The sequence below is a fragment of the Chryseobacterium sp. YIM B08800 genome (genome assembly GCF_026163565.1).
Classification (GTDB): domain Bacteria; phylum Bacteroidota; class Bacteroidia; order Flavobacteriales; family Weeksellaceae; genus Chryseobacterium.
Genome location: NZ_JAPDKN010000028.1, coordinates 55,184 through 75,061 on the forward strand (window position 1 = coordinate 55,184; position 19,878 = coordinate 75,061).

The 19,878-nt window shown below is 34.6% G+C and carries 16 protein-coding genes; 5 read left to right on the forward strand and 11 right to left on the reverse strand.

Going from position 1 to position 19,878, the window contains the following annotated elements:
- Positions 1-5: 5 nt before the first annotated feature.
- The gene (locus tag OEW74_RS11980) at positions 6-890 is read right to left on the reverse strand and encodes a cyanophycinase (protein ID WP_066679208.1); all 885 of its coding nucleotides are present in this window, start codon (positions 888-890) and stop codon (positions 6-8) included.
- 288 nt (positions 891-1,178) lie between these two features.
- Between OEW74_RS11980 and cphA the strand changes: the two genes are divergently transcribed.
- Entirely contained in the window at positions 1,179-3,806 is a 2,628-nt protein-coding gene (gene cphA / locus OEW74_RS11985) for a cyanophycin synthetase (RefSeq protein WP_265428713.1), read from the forward strand.
- Between the two features lie 23 nt (positions 3,807-3,829).
- Here cphA and OEW74_RS11990 read toward each other — a convergent pair whose 3' ends face one another.
- From OEW74_RS11990 to OEW74_RS12035, 10 genes are all read right to left on the reverse strand, one after another.
- Positions 3,830-4,306: a hypothetical protein gene (locus OEW74_RS11990; protein WP_265428714.1), complete on the reverse strand. Its 477-nt coding sequence runs from the start codon at positions 4,304-4,306 to the stop codon at positions 3,830-3,832.
- A gap of 62 nt (positions 4,307-4,368) precedes the next feature.
- A complete protein-coding gene (locus OEW74_RS11995) occupies positions 4,369-4,812 on the reverse strand; it encodes a hypothetical protein (RefSeq protein WP_265428715.1) in 444 nt (147 codons plus the stop codon).
- Between the two features lie 13 nt (positions 4,813-4,825).
- Entirely contained in the window at positions 4,826-6,010 is a 1,185-nt protein-coding gene (locus OEW74_RS12000) for a hypothetical protein (protein ID WP_265428716.1), read from the reverse strand.
- A gap of 74 nt (positions 6,011-6,084) precedes the next feature.
- A complete protein-coding gene (locus tag OEW74_RS12005; protein ID WP_265428717.1) occupies positions 6,085-6,918 on the reverse strand; it encodes a type 1 glutamine amidotransferase in 834 nt (277 codons plus the stop codon).
- A 32-nt stretch (positions 6,919-6,950) separates the two neighbouring features.
- Positions 6,951-8,069 (reverse strand): carboxylate-amine ligase, encoded by a 1,119-nt coding sequence (locus tag OEW74_RS12010; protein WP_265428718.1) that lies wholly within the window; start codon positions 8,067-8,069, stop codon positions 6,951-6,953.
- Positions 8,070-8,094: 25 nt separating this feature from the next.
- On the reverse strand, positions 8,095-9,048 hold the full coding sequence (locus OEW74_RS12015) for an ATP-grasp domain-containing protein (RefSeq protein WP_265428719.1): 954 nt from the start codon (positions 9,046-9,048) through the stop codon (positions 8,095-8,097).
- 55 nt (positions 9,049-9,103) lie between these two features.
- A complete protein-coding gene (locus tag OEW74_RS12020) occupies positions 9,104-9,814 on the reverse strand; it encodes an alpha/beta hydrolase-fold protein (protein WP_265428720.1) in 711 nt (236 codons plus the stop codon).
- A gap of 97 nt (positions 9,815-9,911) precedes the next feature.
- Complete coding sequence (locus tag OEW74_RS12025) at positions 9,912-11,123, reverse strand: ATP-grasp domain-containing protein (protein WP_265428721.1); 1,212 nt, start codon at positions 11,121-11,123, stop codon at positions 9,912-9,914.
- A 140-nt stretch (positions 11,124-11,263) separates the two neighbouring features.
- Entirely contained in the window at positions 11,264-12,679 is a 1,416-nt protein-coding gene (locus OEW74_RS12030) for a leucyl aminopeptidase family protein (protein ID WP_265428722.1), read from the reverse strand.
- 19 nt (positions 12,680-12,698) lie between these two features.
- On the reverse strand, positions 12,699-13,814 hold the full coding sequence (locus tag OEW74_RS12035) for an alpha/beta hydrolase (protein WP_265428723.1): 1,116 nt from the start codon (positions 13,812-13,814) through the stop codon (positions 12,699-12,701).
- Between the two features lie 172 nt (positions 13,815-13,986).
- On the opposite strand from OEW74_RS12035, the gene glgB reads away from it, so the two are divergent.
- The 4 genes from glgB to OEW74_RS12055 all read left to right on the forward strand — a co-directional run bounded on the left by glgB (position 13,987) and on the right by OEW74_RS12055 (position 19,853).
- Positions 13,987-15,936 (forward strand): 1,4-alpha-glucan branching protein GlgB, encoded by a 1,950-nt coding sequence (gene glgB, locus OEW74_RS12040; protein WP_265428724.1) that lies wholly within the window; start codon positions 13,987-13,989, stop codon positions 15,934-15,936.
- Positions 15,933-17,339 carry a glycogen synthase gene (locus OEW74_RS12045; RefSeq protein ID WP_265428725.1) on the forward strand — a complete coding sequence of 469 codons (1,407 nt, stop codon included), beginning with the start codon at positions 15,933-15,935 and terminating at the stop codon, positions 17,337-17,339. The genes glgB and OEW74_RS12045 overlap by 4 nt, the downstream gene beginning before the upstream one ends.
- Before the next feature lie 17 nt (positions 17,340-17,356).
- The gene (locus tag OEW74_RS12050; RefSeq protein ID WP_265428726.1) at positions 17,357-18,625 is read left to right on the forward strand and encodes a glucose-1-phosphate adenylyltransferase; all 1,269 of its coding nucleotides are present in this window, start codon (positions 17,357-17,359) and stop codon (positions 18,623-18,625) included.
- A gap of 187 nt (positions 18,626-18,812) precedes the next feature.
- A complete protein-coding gene (locus OEW74_RS12055) occupies positions 18,813-19,853 on the forward strand; it encodes a polyketide cyclase (protein ID WP_265428727.1) in 1,041 nt (346 codons plus the stop codon).
- Positions 19,854-19,878: the final 25 nt, after the last annotated feature.

Sequence of the window (19,878 nt, forward strand, 5' to 3'; positions counted from 1 at the left end):
CGAAACTACGTTTGCGGTATCGGATTAAACTGAGAGTTCTCTATTGTCAGTTTTCTTGTCGTCAAATCATAATGATCGTTCATCGACATCACATGAACGGTAAGATTATCTATTGAAATAGGTTCACCTAAATTAATATTGGTAAGATTGGTGTCTTTAATGAATCTTCCATCAACAATAATTACCAAACCAGATCCTACTGCAGTCATGGTATCATTATGAATGAAAAGTCCGGTGTCTTCACCCAAACCAATTCCTAAAGTTCTGGGATTGTTTACTACAGCCTGAAAAAGCCTTCCGATTCTTCCTCTTTGTACAAAGTGAGTGTCTACAATGACGTTGTCGATTAAACCTAAACCCTGAGTCGTTTTAATTTCACCTTTTAATAGAGCTTCAGAACTGCTTCCTTGGTAAATCATATTTTCAGAAGCAGCAGCAGCTCCTGCAGACGTTCCGGAATAGATAAAATCTTGCTCTTGATATTTTAGTAAAATAGCATCGTGAAATCTTGTTCCGCCCAAAATTGAGGTCAGTCTCAATTGATCTCCACCCGTAAACATCACGACATCTGCTGCATTGGCTCTTGCAACAATAGCATCAGAATTAGCTTCTTCACGGTTATGAATATCAAGAATATTGACGTTTTTAGCTCCCAAAAATTCAAAAGCTTTTTTATATTCGGCACCAACAATTTGAGGAATTTGCGACGCTGTAGTCACTACCTCAATCACAGAATTTTCCTTGTTTTTAGATTCAGTAATAATCTTTCTTAAAATTCCTCTTTCAAAAAAGTTAAGATTTTTTTCAACATTCTGATCGTAATCGGTCTCAGAAAAGCTGCCTTTATTCACAGCTCCACCGATAATAATTAATTTTCCAACAGGTTTCATAGCTTGCAAATTTAAAAAATAATAAATTGTTAATGCAATGTAAACCCATTTTTAACGTATTTCCTTTGATTTTTAATCGATTACAGAAATTGCATTTTTTTAATAAATCTTTAATAACGCTATGGTTTTGTTTATGGTTTTGCATTATCTTTGATTTAGAAAGATGTTTTTATTAAAGTAATTAAGGCATAGAAAAACTATGAAATCATAATTTTTTTAATTATTAAATTATAATTTTAAAATTAAAGATGATAGATAACAAATGGAAAAAAAATTAAGTAGCTGCATATGAAAATTGAGAAAATACAGGCTTTACGTGGTCCGAATATTTGGAGTATAAGAAGAAAGAAGCTAATACAGATGCGTTTGGATCTGGAGGAAATGGAAGATTTCCCTACCAATAAAATTGAAGGTTTTCGTGAAAGAATAGAGCAGCTTATGCCTTCGCTCATTACTCATCGTTGTTCTGAAGGAACGAGAGGCGGTTTTTTTCATAGAGTAGAAACGGGGACATGGATGGGGCATGTGATTGAACACATTGCTTTAGAAATTCAAACTTTAGCCGGAATGGATACCGGATTTGGAAGAACTCGTGAAACAAAAACTCCCGGAGTTTACAATGTAGTATTTGATTATATTGAAGAAAATGCAGGGATCTATGCAGCCGAACAAGCGGTAGAAATTGCCTTAGCTTTAATTGAAAATAAAGAATATGATATTAATGCCTGTATTCAAAAATTAAAAGAAATCAGAGAACGTGTAAGATTAGGACCTTCAACAGGTAGTATTGTTGAGGAAGCGGTTTCAAGAAAAATTCCGTGGATACGATTGGGAAGCAATTCTCTGGTTCAATTAGGTTACGGGGTTAATCAGCAAAGGTTTCAGGCGACGATTACCGGAAATACAAGCTCGATTGCTGTAGATATTGCCTGCAATAAAGAATTGACGAAAAGAATGCTTCATGATGCTGCAATTCCTGTTCCGATGGGAGATTTAATTGTGGACGAAGAAGATCTACAGAGAGTCATCAAAAAAATTGGTTATCCTATCGTTATCAAACCTTTGGATGGAAATCATGGGAAAGGTTCTTCAATCAATGTTAATGATTGGGTTTCTTCTGTGACAGGTTTAGAATACGCTCAGAAATATTCAAAAAAAGTAATTGTTGAAAAATATATTACGGGATACGATTTTAGAGTTTTGGTAATCAATAATAAAATGGTTGCTGCTGCGAGAAGAGTTCCCGCTCATGTTGTTGGTGATGGTGAGTCTAATCTTGAGAAACTCATTGAAAAAGAAAATAAAGATCCAAGAAGAGGATATGGTCACGAAAATGTTCTGACCGAAATCACAGTTGATAAAGACACTTTAGAATTACTTGAAAAACTTCAATATACTTTAGAAACAGTTCCTCAAAAGGGGGAAGTAGTTTATCTAAAATCTACCGCTAATCTTTCTACAGGTGGTACTTCTATTGATGTAACCGATATGGTACATCCTGAAAATATCACAATGGCAGAAAGAATTTCAAAAATCATCGGTTTAGATGTCTGCGGAATTGATATTATGGCAGAAAATCTTACACAGCCTTTGAAAGAAAGTGGCGGAGCGATAATTGAAGTGAATGCAGCTCCTGGTTTCAGAATGCATTTGGCTCCGAGTGAAGGTCTTCCGAGAAACGTTGCCGCTCCGGTTGTAGATATGTTGTATCCGCAAGGAAAACCTTTTACCATTCCGATTATTGCAGTTACAGGTACTAACGGAAAAACAACAACGACGAGATTAATTTCACATATTGTAAAAAGCAATGGCTATAGAGTAGGTTTCACCACATCAGACGGAATTTATATTCAGAATACGATGTTGACGAAAGGGGATACAACAGGTCCTATTTCAGCCGAATTTATTTTGAAAGACCCAACTGTAGAATTTGCAGTTTTAGAAACCGCACGTGGCGGAATTCTTCGTTCCGGTTTAGGATTCGGACAGTGTGATATCGGAGTTTTAACCAATATTAAAGAAGATCATTTAGGAATGAATGATATTCACAACCTGAAAGATTTAACCAAAGTAAAAAGGGTAGTACTCGACAGTGTAAAGAAAAGCGGATGGAGCGTTTTGAATGCTGAAGATGAATATTCTATGAGAATCATCAACGATTTACCGAGTAATGTCGCTATTTTTAGTTTGGATGAAAATAATGAATACATTAAAAAATTCGCTAAAGAAGGACGCACAACTTGTGTTTACGAAGAAGGCTATGTAACCATCAAAAAAGGCGATTGGAAGATCAGAATCGGAAAAGTAAAAGATTTTCCGATTACGATGGAGGGAAAGGCAAAATTTATGATTGATAACGTTTTGGCAGCGAGTTTGGCTTGTTATCTTTATGGTTTTGGGATTGAAGATATTTCCAATTCACTTCGTACATTTATTCCAAGTGCGCAATTGACTCCGGGAAGACTGAATGTATTTAAATTTAAAAACTTTAAAGTTTTAATAGATTTTGCGCACAATCCTGCAGGTTACGAAGCAATTGAAGATTATCTTAAAAATGTAGAATCTACCAAGAAAATCGGAATTATTTCCGGTGTGGGAGACAGAAGGGATGAAGATATCAGACTATGCGGAAAGATTGCCGGAAGAATGTTTGATCATATCATTATCAGAAATGAAAAACACCTTCGTGGAAGAACAGAAGAAGAAATCAACGGTTTGATTATCGACGGAATGCAGTCTTCAGGAAAAGATGTAAGCTATGAGATTATTCCTAAAGAAATCGATGCGTTGAAACATGCGATGGGAATGGCAGAAGAAGGTACTTTTATTACCGCTTTAAGTGATGTAATTTCTAATGCAATTGACCTTGTTCAGGATTATCAGGCGAGAGAATTGCTTGAAGACGATAAATTTTAAAATAGAAAAAGGAGTAAGTTAATTTACTCCTTTTTTGTTTCTGGTTGTTCAGAATTAGCGTAAATCATGCCAATAGTAAGGTTTTTGTAATCCTTTAAAATCTGTTGATTAGATTTATTTTTTAGGCTGTCTCTATAAAATCCGATCCTCTTTGTTTCAGAATAAAAAAGCTTATTGGTTTCAACGTCTTGTTCTTTAATGAAAAGCGTTAATCTTGCAGGTTTTATTCCTTTTTGCTGAAGTTGATATTCATCTTTTCGATTACTAAATCTTAAAACAATGAAACTCATTTCTTCAGACCAGCCACCGCCAACGTAAGCTATCTCAAAATTTACTTTAAGGTCTCTTAAAAGGTCTTTTACTTTTTTATTAAGGTAAAACTTTTCATTTTCTTTAAATTTTCCAATTTCCTGTTTAGAATAAATTTTTTGTTGAGCATTCAGCTTAAACGTAAAAACTAAAATAATCGGAAAAAAGACTTTTAAAACATATTTATTCATTTTCATAAACTATTCTTCCTCAAAAAAGCATTAAAATTCTTATTCAAATTTTATTTTTTTTGCTACCAGTTTTTTTCTATTTTTTGAAGCTTAATCAAGTAAGGAATTAAAACAGCAACTTCAAGTCGTAATTCAAAGTTTTTAGTAAAAAATGGTAAAACAAACATTGAAATTCCGCAAACGGCTAATCCAATAACTGCATCTATTTTTGCGATTTTTATTCCCCAATCTTGCTCAAACCACAGTCCGTACAAGACAATACCTTTTAAAATAAATAAAGCTGTGAGGAAAAATCCTATTAAACTATATGCTTTATCAGTTTCAAACCCGTAAAGAGACAAGTTAATTTTACCCATGAAAAATCCGAAAGCCAGAATTAAAACACCAATAAAACCGCAAGCAAAGAAAAGCCAGGTGAAAACTTTTATCCATATAGGCAATAGATTCCTTCTTCTTTTTGTGGTTAACTGATGATCAAATTCATCAAAAACTGATTTTTCTTCCATATACAATTACTATTTATTCTTCCCCAAAAAATGCATGAGAACTGCCAATCCAGATTGCATCTTTTTTATTGAAATCTACATTCACCATCGCAGCTTTTGTCATTCTTGAAAGGTTTTGAAGTAAAATTGGTCGTTCTTCATTTTCTTTCCAGATATAAAGCAAACGAATTTCGGCTCTTGAAAAATCTCCGTTGATATCTTCAAAAATTGGCTCGTAGTTTACTTTTCGCTGCAAGATATAATTTTTTTTATCTAAAATAGAATCAGTAATCTCTTTTGTGGGATTTAGATTCACGCCGCTACCTGCAAAAGAAAACAAAGGTTTCAAAACAAAATTTTCAAGGCTTTCATTTTCAGGAAATTCGTCCAGGAAATAGCTTTTCGGAACAAATTCATGTTTTAGTAAAGGCAAAAGATATTTAGAAATCTTGAAGAACCAATTCGGGTGAGTGATCCATTCTACATCTACGTCTTCACGGAAATTAAACTCAGTTTTAAGGTCTGGAATTTTATCAAGCTCATCAAAAATAACGCGATTATAAATTCTTTTGATTCTGATCAGTTCACCATTGTGCTCATAAAATAATTGATTTCCGTGTTTTTTTACTTTAGTGAGACAAACAGTTTTTATGCCTAAAAGTTTTTCGGTTAAAGCAAAATCAATAGCCGTTTTCTGTTTTTCAGGATAAATTTCAAGCAAAATAACGTTTTTCGGATCTTCTATACCAACAATTAATTCTTGTAAATGCTTCTGATAATCGTCATCCGAAATATTATTTTTCAATTGATTTAAGAAAGGATAAACCTCACAAAATGTCTCTTCATAAACATTCTGAAAAGCATACAGCGAAGGAAAAGCTTGTAGCTCTATCAGTTGAGGTTCTATTTTACCGTTTTCGCTTCTGCAAATTCCAAAATCTATGGTAAAAAAATGAGGCTGTTTGGTATCGTTGGGAACTTTGCAGTTTTCCGGAATCGAATTTTCTAAAGTTCCTTCAGGTAAGTTTTTAATCTGATCAATAATACTTTCACTTGCTGAAACTAATTTTTCTTTGAATTCTTTAGTAAAAAAAATGGGGCTTTCAGACAATCTGAAGGTAGGCTGTATGCCACTTTTTTCTTCCAAGATTGATTTTAGCTGATCATACTTTTCGCTGGTGAATTCTTCGTTGAACTGTTTTCTGTATTTTTGGATCATAATTTTTTTCTTTTGTGATTTAAAAAATCGAGCAAATTATGCTCGATTTTAATTATTTTTTATTTGAATTTTTATCAGGCTGTTGCCGTCTTTTGTTTCAAAATATTTTTCTTTGCATCGCTTAAAAAACGAGGAAGAATCTGAGATTGTGTAAGAACGATTTTGTCTTCGTCATTAATTCGGTCTACGGTTTCCAGATATTTTTCCATACCGTAATTTTCAATCATGGCTTCTTTATTTTTCTCGTCTTTCAGGTTTTCAATCATTCCGTCGGGATTGGCTTCAGGATGAAACTGTGTGCCGAAAATTTCATCAGAAAAACGAACTGCCATAATTGCCCGTTCCAAATCAATGTGAGGACGGGATTTTTCAATCGCCATCATTTTCATTCCCAACTCTTCAAAACGCTCTGCATTAGGCTCAATAAATTGATATGCTCTGGAATCTACAGCATAAAAAGGATCAGGTAAGTTTTTAAACAGAAATTCATCTTCACCCTCTTCTGTTTTGTGAATAGGCATTATCCCGAAAGAATAAGATCTTCTTTGGCAGATATTGCCCAATTCCCAATGAATACTCGCCAATTGAAAGGAATGACAAATCAGAAAAAGATATTTTTTAGCATCATTATGCTTGTTATATTCATAAACTGCATCTAAAAAATCTGCAAATTTCTGTTCCCATTCAAAACCTTCACGGTGCGGATTTCCCGGTCCGCCGGAAGAAATGAATATATCAAAATCTTCAATGTTTGGAATCTCGTTTTTATATCTTACATCAAAACCTGTAATGCTTATATTTTCTTCCGATTGCTTCTGGAAATTCTCAGAGATTTCTTTAATATTTTTAAATCCCTGATTTGCCTGATTGTTGTTCATATCCAGCAAAGCAATTCTTACATCTTTCATAACTACATAATTTCTGCAAAGTTATGAATTTATTATAAAGCAATTTGGCTGTGCGTGATGCCGTATTCGGTTTCAGCAATCATATAATCAACGACTTTCTTCAAATCTCCGGTTTCTTTATAGACCGCCAATTGCCGATCTGCACCCGTTCCGTTTTCCAAAATTTTCCAGGCATATTCTACTTCTTTTCTGCATCCTAATTCATCCACAACATCATCAATAAACTCTAAAAGTTCCTTTAAAAGATCAGGGTAAGGTACAGATTCTTCTTTACCAAAATCAATCAGTTTAGAATGAATTCCATCTTTAGAAGCACGCCATTTGTTTTCGTTAAGCAACAATCTTCTGTAGCTTCTGAAACTTAAATTCTGCTGATGAAGTTTATAGATTTTAGCCACTAAACTCTGCATAATTGCAGCCAAACAAACCGTTTCTTCAATTCTTAAAGGCATATCGCAAATCCTGAACTCAATGGTCGGATAAAACGGGTGAACACGCAGATCCCACCAAATTTTCTTGGCATTATCAATTGTTCCTGTTTTTACCAAAAGATCTACATAGCTGTCAAATTCCGCCAAAGAAGTAAAGTAACTCGGGATTCCGGTTCTTGGGAATTTTACAAAAATTTCCTGTCTGTAAGATTTAAAACCAGTACTTCTTCCAATCCAGAAAGGGGAGTTGGTTGATAAAGCATAAACATGCGGAAGGAAATAGCGCATTACATTCTGTATTCTTACGCCTTCTTCACGGTTTGGAATTCCAATGTGAACGTGCAATCCGAAAATAAGATTTCCACGGGCAACATCGCCCATATCGTCTACAATTTTGTTGTAACGTTCGCCGTTTGTAATGGTGTTGTGTTCCCAATTTGAAAAAGGATGAGTTCCACCACCAGAAACACGAAGTCCCTGTTCATGAGCTGTGTTGATCAAATGTCTTCTAAGATTGGTGAGTTCAGCCTGAGCTTCCTGAATATTCTGGCAAATTCCGGTTTCCATTTCAATCATCGATTCGTGCATTTCGTGTTTTAAATTTTCGCTTAAAACAGCTTTTCCGCCTTCAATAATTTTTGAAACGTGAGAAATTAAATCACGGCTTTCAACATCTATAATCTGATATTCTTCTTCTATTCCTATTGTAAATTGATGCATTTTTTTTCAGTGTTTTTTTTAGGTTTTATTTTACAGAGTCTTTTACAAAAGTTCCCCACGAGATATTGGGTTTTCCGGGAACGTGTTCTTTAGCTTTTTCAATGGCTAATTTTGCAGAATGTTCTACAATCCACGCAAAATTTTCTTCTCCTACAGAGTTTTTGTCTGCATCCGGAGCAGGATTACAGAAATCAATGGCGTAAGGAATTCCATCTCTTACCGCAAATTCTACGGTGTTGAAATCGTATCCTAAAGCCTGATTCATTTTAATGGTATAATCATGAATTGTTTTCAATAATTTTTTTAAATCTTCACCTTCTGTTTGATGCGTGGTTTCATATCTCAAATGTGGTGCATTTCTTGGCTCATAAGGCATAATGTGAACGTATTTTTGCCCTAAACAATACACTCTGTAATAATCCTGAAAAACAATTTCTTCCTGCACCATCATTACTAATTGTTCTGTTTCGCTCAGTTTATCCCAAAGATCCTGCGGATTTTCTACTCTGTAAACACTTTTCCAGCCACCACCGTCGTGAGGTTTCATATAAGCAGGAAATCCTACGTAATCAAAAATATATTCCCAGTCGTGTGGAAACTTTAGGTTTCTGAATGAAGTTTCGGAAGTGTTTGTAGGTCTTTCGTGTGAAGGAAGCAAAACAGTTTTTGGTAAAGGAATTCCAAGTTTGGTCATTAAAGCATTGTTGAAGAATTTCTCATCTGCGCTCCACCAAAAAGGATTATTGATTACATAGGTTCCGTTTAAAGCTGCATTTTTCAGATAAGCTCTGTAGAAAGGCACATCCTGAGAAATTCGGTCTATAATCACGGCATACCCATAATCTGCGCCTTGCTCCAATTTATCTATATTCACAGCTTCAGCGATTACTTCTCCGCCTCCAAGTTCGTTTACTTTATCAATAAATGCCCACGGAAATGTATCTTCCATTCCGAATAAAATTCCTACTTTTTTTGCCATAATTTTTTTTCTTTTTTAAATGTTTACTATTAATATTTTGATTTTTTTTGAATTCTTAAAAAAATGCACCGATATATGTTGGGAATGTCATTCTCCAAAGCGGCCAGTCGTGATTGATCCATTTTTTTTCATCATACCAGAAATCAATACCTTTTGAAGCTAAAATTTCTGCCATTTCCACGTTTTTGTCTTTGCATATATCTTCATCAGAAGTGCTTAAAACAATGTGCATGTGTTTGTATTTCCAGGCTTCATCATTTTTTACAAATTCTCTCGGACAATTAAAATAAACGAGTTCACCATCATATCCATCCATGAAATTTCTAATGCTGAATGCTCCCGAAAGACAGAATAAATGCGAAATCACATCCGGAAATCTGAATGCGAAATTAGCTGCATGATAACCTCCGAAACTCGCTCCTGCAATCGCAACACGATGAACCTGATGAAGTTTTTGAATATAAGGAACGAATTCCTGAATCAGAAACTGTACATATTTTTCATAATTTCTGATTCTTTGTTGCGGTGAAATTTTTTCGTCATAAAAAGTCCACGCATCAATCGTTTGAACGTTATATAGTTTTACTTTTCCCTGCTCAATAAAATAATTGATGCTGCTGTTCAGGTGAAAATCATGATTTTGAGTATATAAACCCTGTGAAGTAGGGAACATAATAATGGGATAACCGTAATGTCCCGTAACTTCCACTTTAAGGCTTGTTCCTAAAATATTTGAGTAATAATCTGTATGTTCTATATGTGGCATATTTTTTATAATTGATAAGTAATGAGTAATGGATAGTAATTTTGCATCTAACATCTAACATCTAACATCTAACATTTAACATTTAACATTTAACATCTTAGCTTGATGGTTTATCTTTCGGGGGAAGTACATTGAGCATCTCCGCATGAATCTTTTCAGCTGCAGAATCGAGTCTGTCCTGAACAATTTCAGAATCTTTTGACTTATAAACTATTCCTACATGATAGTCGATTGGAAGAAATTTCACGACTTCTTCACATTCAAAATCTTTATAATTGGGAGCTAAATCTTTAATCAACGCTACGATCAACCCTGAATAATATCCAGTTGGTTTCGAAACTTCGTAATGATTTCCTCTTAACAATGCGTCTTCAATTTTTGCCCATTCACGCCAAATATTAATGTTGCTCGATGCTTCTACCAAATCAGGAATATGGGCGCCTCCAACTCTTGAGGATGTTTCCAGGAAATACCATTTTTTGTCTTCTTTACCACGAATAAATTCTGTGTGTGTAGCACCATTAAGCAAGCCAAAGTTGTTTAAAACTTTGGCATTGGCTTCTTCCAAAGCTTTAAATTCTTCAGAATATCTTCCAAGAGTTTTGGTTCTGAAAACTCCGCCTTCGTGAGAAACCTGCATTGGTGGAGCAAGATATTTTGACGCAGAGGTAAAAACAATCTCTTTATTGAATGTTAAACTGTCAACATGGTAAACATCGCCTGGTTTAAAACTTTCGAGAAGAAACAAATGTCTTTCTTCGCCCAGTTTTTCCAACGCATTCCAAAGTTCTTCCTGCGTTTTTAATTTTTTAATTCCTGATGCTGAAGCTTCAGAACGTGGTTTTAAAACCCAGGGTGGAGAAACTTTTTCAGTAAAATCTTTTACTTCCTGATCATTAAATACAGCAGTGAATTCAGGAACATTGATTCCTGTATCTTTTGCTTTTTGGCGCATTGCCAATTTATCTCTGAAATAACGGTGCGTTGTCTGTCCCATTCCGGGAATACGGAATGTCTCACGAATCAGCGCAGCTTTTTCAACATCATAATCATCCAAAGCGATTACAGCATCTACTTTTCGGGTTTTCATCAAGTGAGAAAATCCCTGAATAAGATGATCGAGATTCCAGACCGAAGGTTTTATTTCCGGCATATAGAAAACTTCATCGACAGCGTGCCATGGCCAGTTTTTTTCTTTTAAATTTTCCGATGTTACGAGGATGATTTTATTGCCGAGTTTTTTCATCTCGTCCATAAAATCGTAACCTTTAAAATAGCACGAAATACATACGATGGTTTTCTCCTTCATATAATGATTTTTAATTTTTATTAAATTATAAAAAATAAAAGCTTATGATTACTGATTATTTAATATTAAAAATTGATAATCGGTGTGCTTTTGAAAATTACTAATCAAGTATAAGAAGAAAAATTTTAAAAAACTAATTTTTAATGATAATTTTCGATTAAATCGGCCAGTAATTGCACTCCAAAGCCGGTTGCTGCTTTTTCTTTTGCATATCCTACGTTTCCAAATGCAACTCCTGCAATGTCGAGATGTGCCCAGTTTGGGTGGTTTCCGATGAATTGTTCCAGAAATTTTGCAGCAATAATACAATCTCCAAGAGGTTTCATTGAAATGTTTTTAAAATCGGCAACATCAGATTTGAAATCATCTAACCAAACATCCCATAAAGGCAGATTCCATAATCGCTGATTGGTTTTATCCCCTGTTTTAATTAAAAGATTTTTCAAGTTTTCATTGTTAGAAAACATCGCTCCGCAAGTGTCTCCAAACATTCTTACAGAGCTTCCTGTAAGGGTTGCAAGATCAATCAGAATATCGGTTTTATAATTTTTTGAAAGATAAGATAGGCCGTCTGCAAGAGTCATTCTGCCTTCTGCGTCGGTGTTTAAAACTTCAATTGTTTTTCCGTTGTAAGCAGTGATAACATCACTCGGTAAATAAGCGTTTTCAGAAATTGCATTGTCGGTAATCGGTAAAATCGCAGTAATGTTAACGGGAAGTTTCATTTGCGATGCGTAAATTAATGCTCCAATCACTGCAGTTGCGCCTCCCATATCAGATTTCATGTAATGCATATTGTCTGAAGTTTTCAGGGAAATTCCTCCTGTATCAAATAAAACGCATTTTCCTACAAGACCGAAAGTCTTTGCTTTTTTTTCAGTGGTTTTATATTCTAAAATTGTAAAAGCAGCATCATGCGCACTTCCCTGATTCACAGAAAGAAAGGCTCCAAGACCCAATTCTTCGCATTTTTTTCTATTAAAAACGGTGTATTTTAACTGATTTTTCTTGGCTAAATTTTTCAGATAAGTATTAAAGATTTCAGGCTTTTTTAAATTAGCAGGTTTATTAAGCCAATCCTGACAAGCGGTTTGACCTTCACAAATAGCATTGATCCGAGAAGAAATAACATCTAGTTTTTTCTGGCTTAAATTCCCAAAATGAAGTTCGAAAGATTTATTCCAAAAAGGATGGTTTTTATCAAAAGGGTAAGTGTAGGTTCCTAAAAGTAATCCTTTTGCGAATTCTTCAAATTGTTTTTCATTAATAAATTCAGAAACGAGTAAAGTTGCTACGGTTTGCAGGTTTTTTTTCTGAGTTTGAGAAAATTTTACTCCAATTTGCTGAAATTCAAAATTCTGTAAAGTCTCTTTTCCAAGACCTATATAATAAATGATGTTTTTTTCGTTAGCTTCTACGAAAACTTCATGTTTTTTTCCTGAGAAAAGCAAACCAATATTTTTATTGAATTTTTTAGAGTTTAAATTCCAGGATTCTTCTGTAAATAATTGAAAAATCTGTGCGTACTGTTTATTTTTTTTGTTGAGTAATTGCATTTTTTAAATCGTTTTATTTTTAATATTTTTCTTGTTGTGGTGTTACTTCAACAGGATTTTCTTTATTGTTATAGAACAGCCATTCAATTGCCCTTGGAAACTCCTGTGACCAATAAAATTCACTGTGTTCACCGTCGGGATTGATATTGGTTTTAAATTCAAAATCAAAAAGATTTTTCTTTTCCCACCGTTTTAAATAATTTTCAAAAACCTGAATTCTTTTGACCATTTTAGAGCCTTCCTTTTCGCCACCATAAAGATAAATTTTGGTTTTAAAAGGAACTCTGAAACTCATCATCGGAAAGTTATTGTTGGGTTCTATCCAAAGTGAGGGTGAAAAAATAAGCAGTTTAGAATACACTTCAGGATAAAGAAAACCACTGTACAAACTAATGAGTGCTCCTAAAGAACTTCCGCCAATTCCCGTGTTTTCACGGTCTTTTTTTGTGCGATAATGTTCATCAATAAAAGGTTTTAGAGTATCTGTGACAAATCTGATGTATTTTTTTCCTTCTGATCCGTTGGCAACGTTATCATTATCAAAAATATATTCTTTAATTCGGTCTTCACTACCATGTTCTATTGCGATTACAATAACATCTCCACGACCATATTCAGCAAGAATAGACAGTTTTTTGTCGATTTCCCAGTTTCCGTATGCGCTGCCTTCGTTGAATAAATTTTGAGCATCCTGAAGATAAAGCACAGGGTATTTCTTATTTGAAATATAATAATCGTAGGGGAGAAGCGCCCAAACTTTACGATAACGATCGAGCTGCGGAATATAAAATTCTTCGGAAATCACCTCAACAATAGGGAAAAACTCATCTTTAAATGGTCCCCAATTGAATCTCCATTTTTCTACAAAATCATTGGTTGTGGCAGATTTTTTCTTGACTTTTCTGTTGGGTGTAATGTTTCCGTATTGATCCAGTTCTACATTTTCCCAACCTCCTTTTGTGAATTTATATTCTATATCATCACCGAGCAATTGGTCTTCAATGTCAATGCTGTAGGTACTTTCATCCAAAATTTTAAGTTGAAAATCGTAATCTTTCGGGTTCCATTTATTAAAATTTCCGGTGATGAAAATAGGTCTGTTGTCTTCTTCTGCCGTATTGAGCGTAAATTTCATTATGTGTTTTTAACGGTTTAAAACTTTTAAATTTATAAAAAATATTTTTATGAATTCTTTTTAATATTGATTAAAAATAGCTTTTGCCAAGGGAAAATTTTATATATTTGGTAGTCATCGTAATTTTGTAAAAGATATATGTTTATGATGATGTAGACCAAAACCGATTATGATGAATTTTGTAAAAACCTACACTCTTTTTACGGATCATGATATTTATCTTTTTAAAGAAGGTAAACATTACAGACTCTACGAAAAGTTTGGTGCTCATTCTGTTGAGAAAGACGGAATAAAAGGGGTTTATTTTTCGGTTTGGGCTCCGAATGCCAAAAAAGTTTCCGTTATCGGGAATTTTAATAACTGGAATCACCGCGAACATATCCTTTTCCCAAGATGGGATCAATCGGGGATTTGGGAGGGTTTTATTCCTGCTCTTTCTTGGGGTACGCTTTATAAGTATGCAATAGAAACAGCTCAGGGAAAAATATTAGAAAAAAGTGATCCTTATGCGTTAAGTTGGGAGCAGAACCTTCAGGCTGCATCAATGGTTTCTACCAATTGGTATGAATGGAGCGATTACGAATGGATGGAAAATCGGTGGCAAAAAAATAGTTTAGATGCTCCTATTTCAGTTTACGAAATACATTTAGGCTCATGGCTGCGGAACGAAACCAATCCTGAAAAATTCCTGAATTACAGAGGTATTGCCTCAAAACTGGTTCCTTATATTAAGGATATGGGTTTTACTCATGTAGAGTTTATGCCCGTGATGGAATATCCTTATGATCCGAGTTGGGGCTATCAGATTACAGGTTTTTTTGCGGCAACTTCTCGTTTTGGTTCTCCGCAGGATTTAATGTTTTTAATCAATGAACTTCATAAAAATGATATTGGCGTTATTTTAGATTGGGTTCCATCGCATTTTCCGGGTGATGCCAATGGATTGCATCGTTTTGATGGTTCTTATTTATATGAACATGAAGATCCCAGAAAAGGCTTTCACCCCGATTGGAAATCTTATATTTTTAATTACGGACGAAATGAAGTGAAATCTTTCCTGATTTCAAATGCTGTCTTCTGGCTCGATCGTTATCATGCAGACGGACTTCGGGTTGATGCGGTAACTTCAATGCTTCATTTGGATTACTCAAGAAATGAAGGTGAATGGGAACCGAATATTTACGGAGAAAATGTAAATCTTGAAGCAAAAACTTTTCTTCAGGAATTTAATACAGCCGTTTATAAAGAATTTGGAGATAATATCATAACTATTGCCGAGGAGAGTTCAGATTTTCCAATGTTGACAAAACCGGTACATGAAGGTGGAGTAGGGTTTGGAATGAAATGGATGATGGGTTGGATGCATGATACTTTATTTTATTTTAAAGAAGATCCGATCAATAGAAAACATCACCATAACAAGCTGACTTTTTCTTCGATGTATATGTATAATGAAAATTATATGATTCCGCTTTCTCATGATGAAGTGGTACACGGAAAAGCCAGTCTGATCTATAAAATGAAAGGCGATGAATGGCAGAAATTTGCCAATCTCAGAGCTTTGTATATTTATATGTTTACGCATCCCGGAGCAAAATTGCTATTTATGGGCGACGAATTCGGGCAAACCAATGAATGGAATTTTAAGCAGAGTTTAGATTGGCATTTATTGCAATATCCGGTTCATAAAGGCTTGCAGACTTTAGTGAAGGATCTGAATCATCTTTATAAGAACGAAACGGCACTTTTTGAAAATCAATTCAATCAAAATGGTTTTGAATGGGTTGAAGCCAATGATCAAGAAAATTCTGTCTATATTTATTTAAGGAAAGGGAAAAGGCGGGATGATGTTTTTATGGTAATTTTAAATCTCACTCCAAATGTTTTAGATTATAAAGTTGGCGTAAATTTAGGTGCACACTGGGAGGTAGTTCTTAATTCGGATGATGAAAAATATTGTGGAAGCGGAGTTGAAGCGAATATTTTCAGAGAAGATCATGATGAATGGATGAACCGTCCAAGATCAATAAGCCTGAATCTTCCGCCACTTTCCGGAATTATTTTAAAACAGAGAAAAGATAAAAAGTATAAATTAAATAGGATTAAACAACACAAAAAATGACAATATTTCACCTCAGTACAGAATGTTATCCCGTAGCAAAAGTTGGCGGACTTGCAGATGTGGTCGGTGCTTTGCCAAAATATCAGAACAAAATAAAAGAGGTCAACGCAAAAGTCGTAATGCCCTGGTACAACAAACATTTTATGTACGACTATGATTTTGAAGTGGTTTTTGATGGCTTTATTCATCAAGGTTCCAATATGCTTCAGGTTCAGGTAATGAAAGAAACGACGGATGTTTTGGGATTTGAATTGTTCATGGTGAAAATTCCCGGTTTGCTCGATCGTGAAAATCCTTATGGCTATCAAGATGAAAGTTTTCAGTTTTTAGCTTTTCAGCACGGGGTTTTACATTGGTTGACTGCGATGAAAATTCGTCCCGATGTTTTGCATTGTCATGATTACCATACAGGTTTGGTTCCTTTTATGATAGAAAACTGTGATGAGTTTGAATTTCTGAAAGGGGTAAAAACCATAGGAACGATTCATAACGGAGAATATCAGGGAATGATGAGTTGGGATATGGTCAATTATATGCCTGCTTTTGATTATCACAAATGGGGACTTCTCGACTGGAATGGTTTTATCAATCCTTTGGCGAGTATGATTAAGTGTTGTAGCGCCTTTACAACGGTTTCGGAAGGCTATCTTGAAGAATTGTTTGTAAGCTTCAGAGGTCTCGAAAGCTTGGTAAGAGAAGAATTTTCCAAAGCTTATGGAATTATCAACGGGATTGATACCGATGTATGGAATCCAGAGACCGATCCGATGATTGATTTTAATTTTAATAGTAAAAATGCACTTAAAATAAAGAAGAAAAATAAGGCTAAGCTTTGTAAAGAATATGGTTTAAACCCTGAACTTCCTTTGTTTGCTTTTATCGGAAGATTTGCTACTGAAAAAGGCGCAGATCTGCTTCCGGATTTAATTTGGCGAAGCATTAAGCAGAGTTTTGGAGGTTTGAATATTATTGTTCTCGGCTCAGGAAATGCTTATATAGAACAGCAGTTGAAAGAATTGGACTCAGTTTATTCAAATTTTGCGACAGATATTGGATATAAAGAGCATCTTTCTCATAAAATTTACGCTTCGGCAGATTTTTTGTTGATGCCTTCAAGAGTTGAGCCTTGCGGTCTCAATCAGATGTATGCAATGCGTTATGGGACTGTTCCTGTCGTGAGTTATACAGGTGGATTGAGAGATACTGTAAAAGATATTACAACCGGAGGTTCCGGCTTAAATTTTACCTATCCCGGAGTTGACGATATTATTCACGCGATGAGTCGTGGTGTGAATATTTATAAAAACAAAGCGCAAATGGATGAATTGGTTCTGTCTAATATGAAATTTGACTTTGCCTGGGAAAAATCAGCTGAAAAATATTTAACATTATATAAAAATTAAAAAAAACGCAGATATTTATGAAACACAACGTTATTTCTATTGTGTTGGGAGGAGGTAGAGGAACAAGGCTTTTTCCATTAACCTATACAAGGTCTAAACCCGCTGTTCCGATTGCAGGAAAATACAGATTGGTAGATATTCCGATCTCGAATTGTCTTAACTCAGGATTGAATAAGATTTTGGTTTTGACTCAGTTTAATTCAGCTTCTCTTAACTCGCACATTAAAAATTCTTACCACTTTGATATTTTCAGTCAGGGTTTTGTAGATATTTTGGCGGCAGAGCAGAATGTTGACAGTGATAGCTGGTTTCAGGGAACTGCAGATGCGGTTCGCCAATCGATGAAACATCTTGAAAAGTATGATTATGAATATATTTTGATTCTTTCAGGGGATCAGCTGTATCAGATGGATTTTAATGAAATGCTCGATTTCCATATCGATAATGGAGGTGATGTAACCATTGCAACTATTCCTGTCAACGCAAAAGATGCAACAGGTTTCGGAATTTTAAAATCTGATGATGATGGAAATATCACTTCATTCGTTGAGAAACCCGGATTTGATGAGCTCGAAGGCTTACAGTCTGAAGTTTCAGACGAAAATAAAATGAAGGGAAAAGAGTTTTTAGCTTCAATGGGAATTTATATTTTCTCTAAAACTATTTTAAAGAAAATGTTTGATGAAGGAGCGGGAGACGATTTCGGAAAAGATATTATCCCCAATTCTATCGGAAAATACACAACATTGAGCTATCAATATGAAGGTTACTGGACGGACATTGGAACGATTGAGTCTTTCTACGAAGCCAACTTAGATCTTTGTCACGATTTCCCACAGTTCAATTTGTTTTCATCAGCGCCAATTTTTACGCGTGCAAGAATGCTTCCGCCATCAAAAGTGAACGGTTCTTATGTAAGCAAAGCTGTTTTTGGAGACGGATGCATCATTATGGCAGATAAAATTGAAAATTCTGTGATTGGAAACCGTACAAGAGTAGATAAAGGAAGCACGATTGTAAATTCCTACATTATGGGAGCCGATTTTTATCAAAATACCACAGAAATTGTGAATAACGACCGAAAAGGTTTACCCAACATGGGAATCGGGAAATACTGCTACATTGAGAAAGCAATTTTAGACAAAAACTGCTTCATTGGTGATAATGTAAGAATTATTGGAGGAAAACATCTTCAGGACGGTGATTACGGAACGCATTCAGTACAAGACGGAATTGTTGTCGTGAAAAAAGGTGCCGTTTTAAAACCAGGAACGCACATTGGATAAAGGGCTGGAAGTTTGACGCTGGAAGCTGGGTGTTTTGAGAGGTGATAATTTTGAAATTTATCAATTAATCAAAATCTAAGCAGTTGAATGTGACATCCATCATCCTTTCATCCAACACCCATCAAAAATAAAAAACAAGAGTGATCAAGATATTGGTCACTTTTTTTATTTGTATTACTTTTGTACGATGCGTTTTTTCAAAATCATAGCGGTTATTATAGTTTTGTTGGTGGGAGCTTATGCGGCTTCCATGTATTATTTTGTGGATGAAAGTAAAAAATTTACGATAGAAAAAGAGGTAGATTATCCTTTAGAAAAGGTTTTCAATCAGTTTAATAATTTGCAGAATTTTACCCGTTGGAATAATTTCTTTTCCAGCTCAAAAACCATTACGATTGATTATTACACACCTTATGAAGGAAAAGGAAGCTCAATAAGTTACGATGATCCTAAGAGTGATGATGGTGGCGAAATGTTTATCCGTTACGAAAATCCAAATAAAACGTTGAAGTATCAGCTTTTTGAAGATGAAGATGAAAATCCTACCTTAATTGATGTGAAATTTACCGCAGTTTCTGCTGAAAAAACAAAGATTACTTGGTATGTTCACACTCCGAAATTATCGGTTTTATCAAGAGCTCAGAATTTCTGGACGGAAGATAAATTTGCTGATAATATTGATAAAAGCATGCTTAATCTTAAAAATGTTTTAGGCAATAAAGTAGAAAAAGACAACCAGCTGGCTGCGATAAAATATGACAGTCTTATGGTGGAAAAAGAAGAAGAGAAAATGATTTTAGGAGTAAATGTAAGTACTTCCAATAAAAAAGATGCTTTGTACAGAAATATTGTCATGAATTATAACAAAATAAATAATTTTGTGACGATGGATTTAGGTAAAAAAAGTGATGAAGTGGGGTATCCCGTTCTGATTACCGACGCTGATAATTTTAAAGACAATGAGGTATCTTATTTTTTCGGAATTCCATTATCGAAAAAAATAGGAATTTCAGATAATAATTTCAGTTTCAGGTCTGTGAGCCCGACAGAAAATTATGTAATATATTTTAAAGGATCTTATCCGGCGAGAATAAAAGCAATTCAGCAGCTTATACAAAAAGCAAAGAAAGACGAAATGCGATATGGTGATGTTTATCAGACTTTTATAGAGCCACCTGTGGAAGGTCAGGATGTTAATATGAAACTTTCTCTCTCTGTTTACAGATGATTTTTTCCCAATTATCTTTTTTATA

What these genes read in the sequence shown, in the direction of transcription:
- OEW74_RS12020 (WP_265428720.1), bottom strand. Translation starts at nt 9,814, where the DNA reads ATGCCACATATAGAACATACAGATTATTACTCAAATATTTTAGGAACA.
- OEW74_RS12045 (WP_265428725.1), top strand. Translation starts at nt 15,933, where the DNA reads ATGACAATATTTCACCTCAGTACAGAATGTTATCCCGTAGCAAAAGTT.
- OEW74_RS12050 (WP_265428726.1), top strand. Translation starts at nt 17,357, where the DNA reads ATGAAACACAACGTTATTTCTATTGTGTTGGGAGGAGGTAGAGGAACA.
- OEW74_RS12015 (WP_265428719.1), bottom strand. Translation starts at nt 9,048, where the DNA reads ATGGCAAAAAAAGTAGGAATTTTATTCGGAATGGAAGATACATTTCCG.
- OEW74_RS11995 (WP_265428715.1), bottom strand. Translation starts at nt 4,812, where the DNA reads ATGGAAGAAAAATCAGTTTTTGATGAATTTGATCATCAGTTAACCACA.
- OEW74_RS12030 (WP_265428722.1), bottom strand. Translation starts at nt 12,679, where the DNA reads ATGCAATTACTCAACAAAAAAAATAAACAGTACGCACAGATTTTTCAA.
- OEW74_RS12055 (WP_265428727.1), top strand. Translation starts at nt 18,813, where the DNA reads ATGCGTTTTTTCAAAATCATAGCGGTTATTATAGTTTTGTTGGTGGGA.
- glgB (WP_265428724.1), top strand. Translation starts at nt 13,987, where the DNA reads ATGAATTTTGTAAAAACCTACACTCTTTTTACGGATCATGATATTTAT.
- OEW74_RS12005 (WP_265428717.1), bottom strand. Translation starts at nt 6,918, where the DNA reads ATGAAAGATGTAAGAATTGCTTTGCTGGATATGAACAACAATCAGGCA.
- cphA (WP_265428713.1), top strand. Translation starts at nt 1,179, where the DNA reads ATGAAAATTGAGAAAATACAGGCTTTACGTGGTCCGAATATTTGGAGT.
- OEW74_RS11980 (WP_066679208.1), bottom strand. Translation starts at nt 890, where the DNA reads ATGAAACCTGTTGGAAAATTAATTATTATCGGTGGAGCTGTGAATAAA.
- OEW74_RS12025 (WP_265428721.1), bottom strand. Translation starts at nt 11,123, where the DNA reads ATGAAGGAGAAAACCATCGTATGTATTTCGTGCTATTTTAAAGGTTAC.
- OEW74_RS12035 (WP_265428723.1), bottom strand. Translation starts at nt 13,814, where the DNA reads ATGAAATTTACGCTCAATACGGCAGAAGAAGACAACAGACCTATTTTC.
- OEW74_RS12010 (WP_265428718.1), bottom strand. Translation starts at nt 8,069, where the DNA reads ATGCATCAATTTACAATAGGAATAGAAGAAGAATATCAGATTATAGAT.
- OEW74_RS11990 (WP_265428714.1), bottom strand. Translation starts at nt 4,306, where the DNA reads ATGAATAAATATGTTTTAAAAGTCTTTTTTCCGATTATTTTAGTTTTT.
- OEW74_RS12000 (WP_265428716.1), bottom strand. Translation starts at nt 6,010, where the DNA reads ATGATCCAAAAATACAGAAAACAGTTCAACGAAGAATTCACCAGCGAA.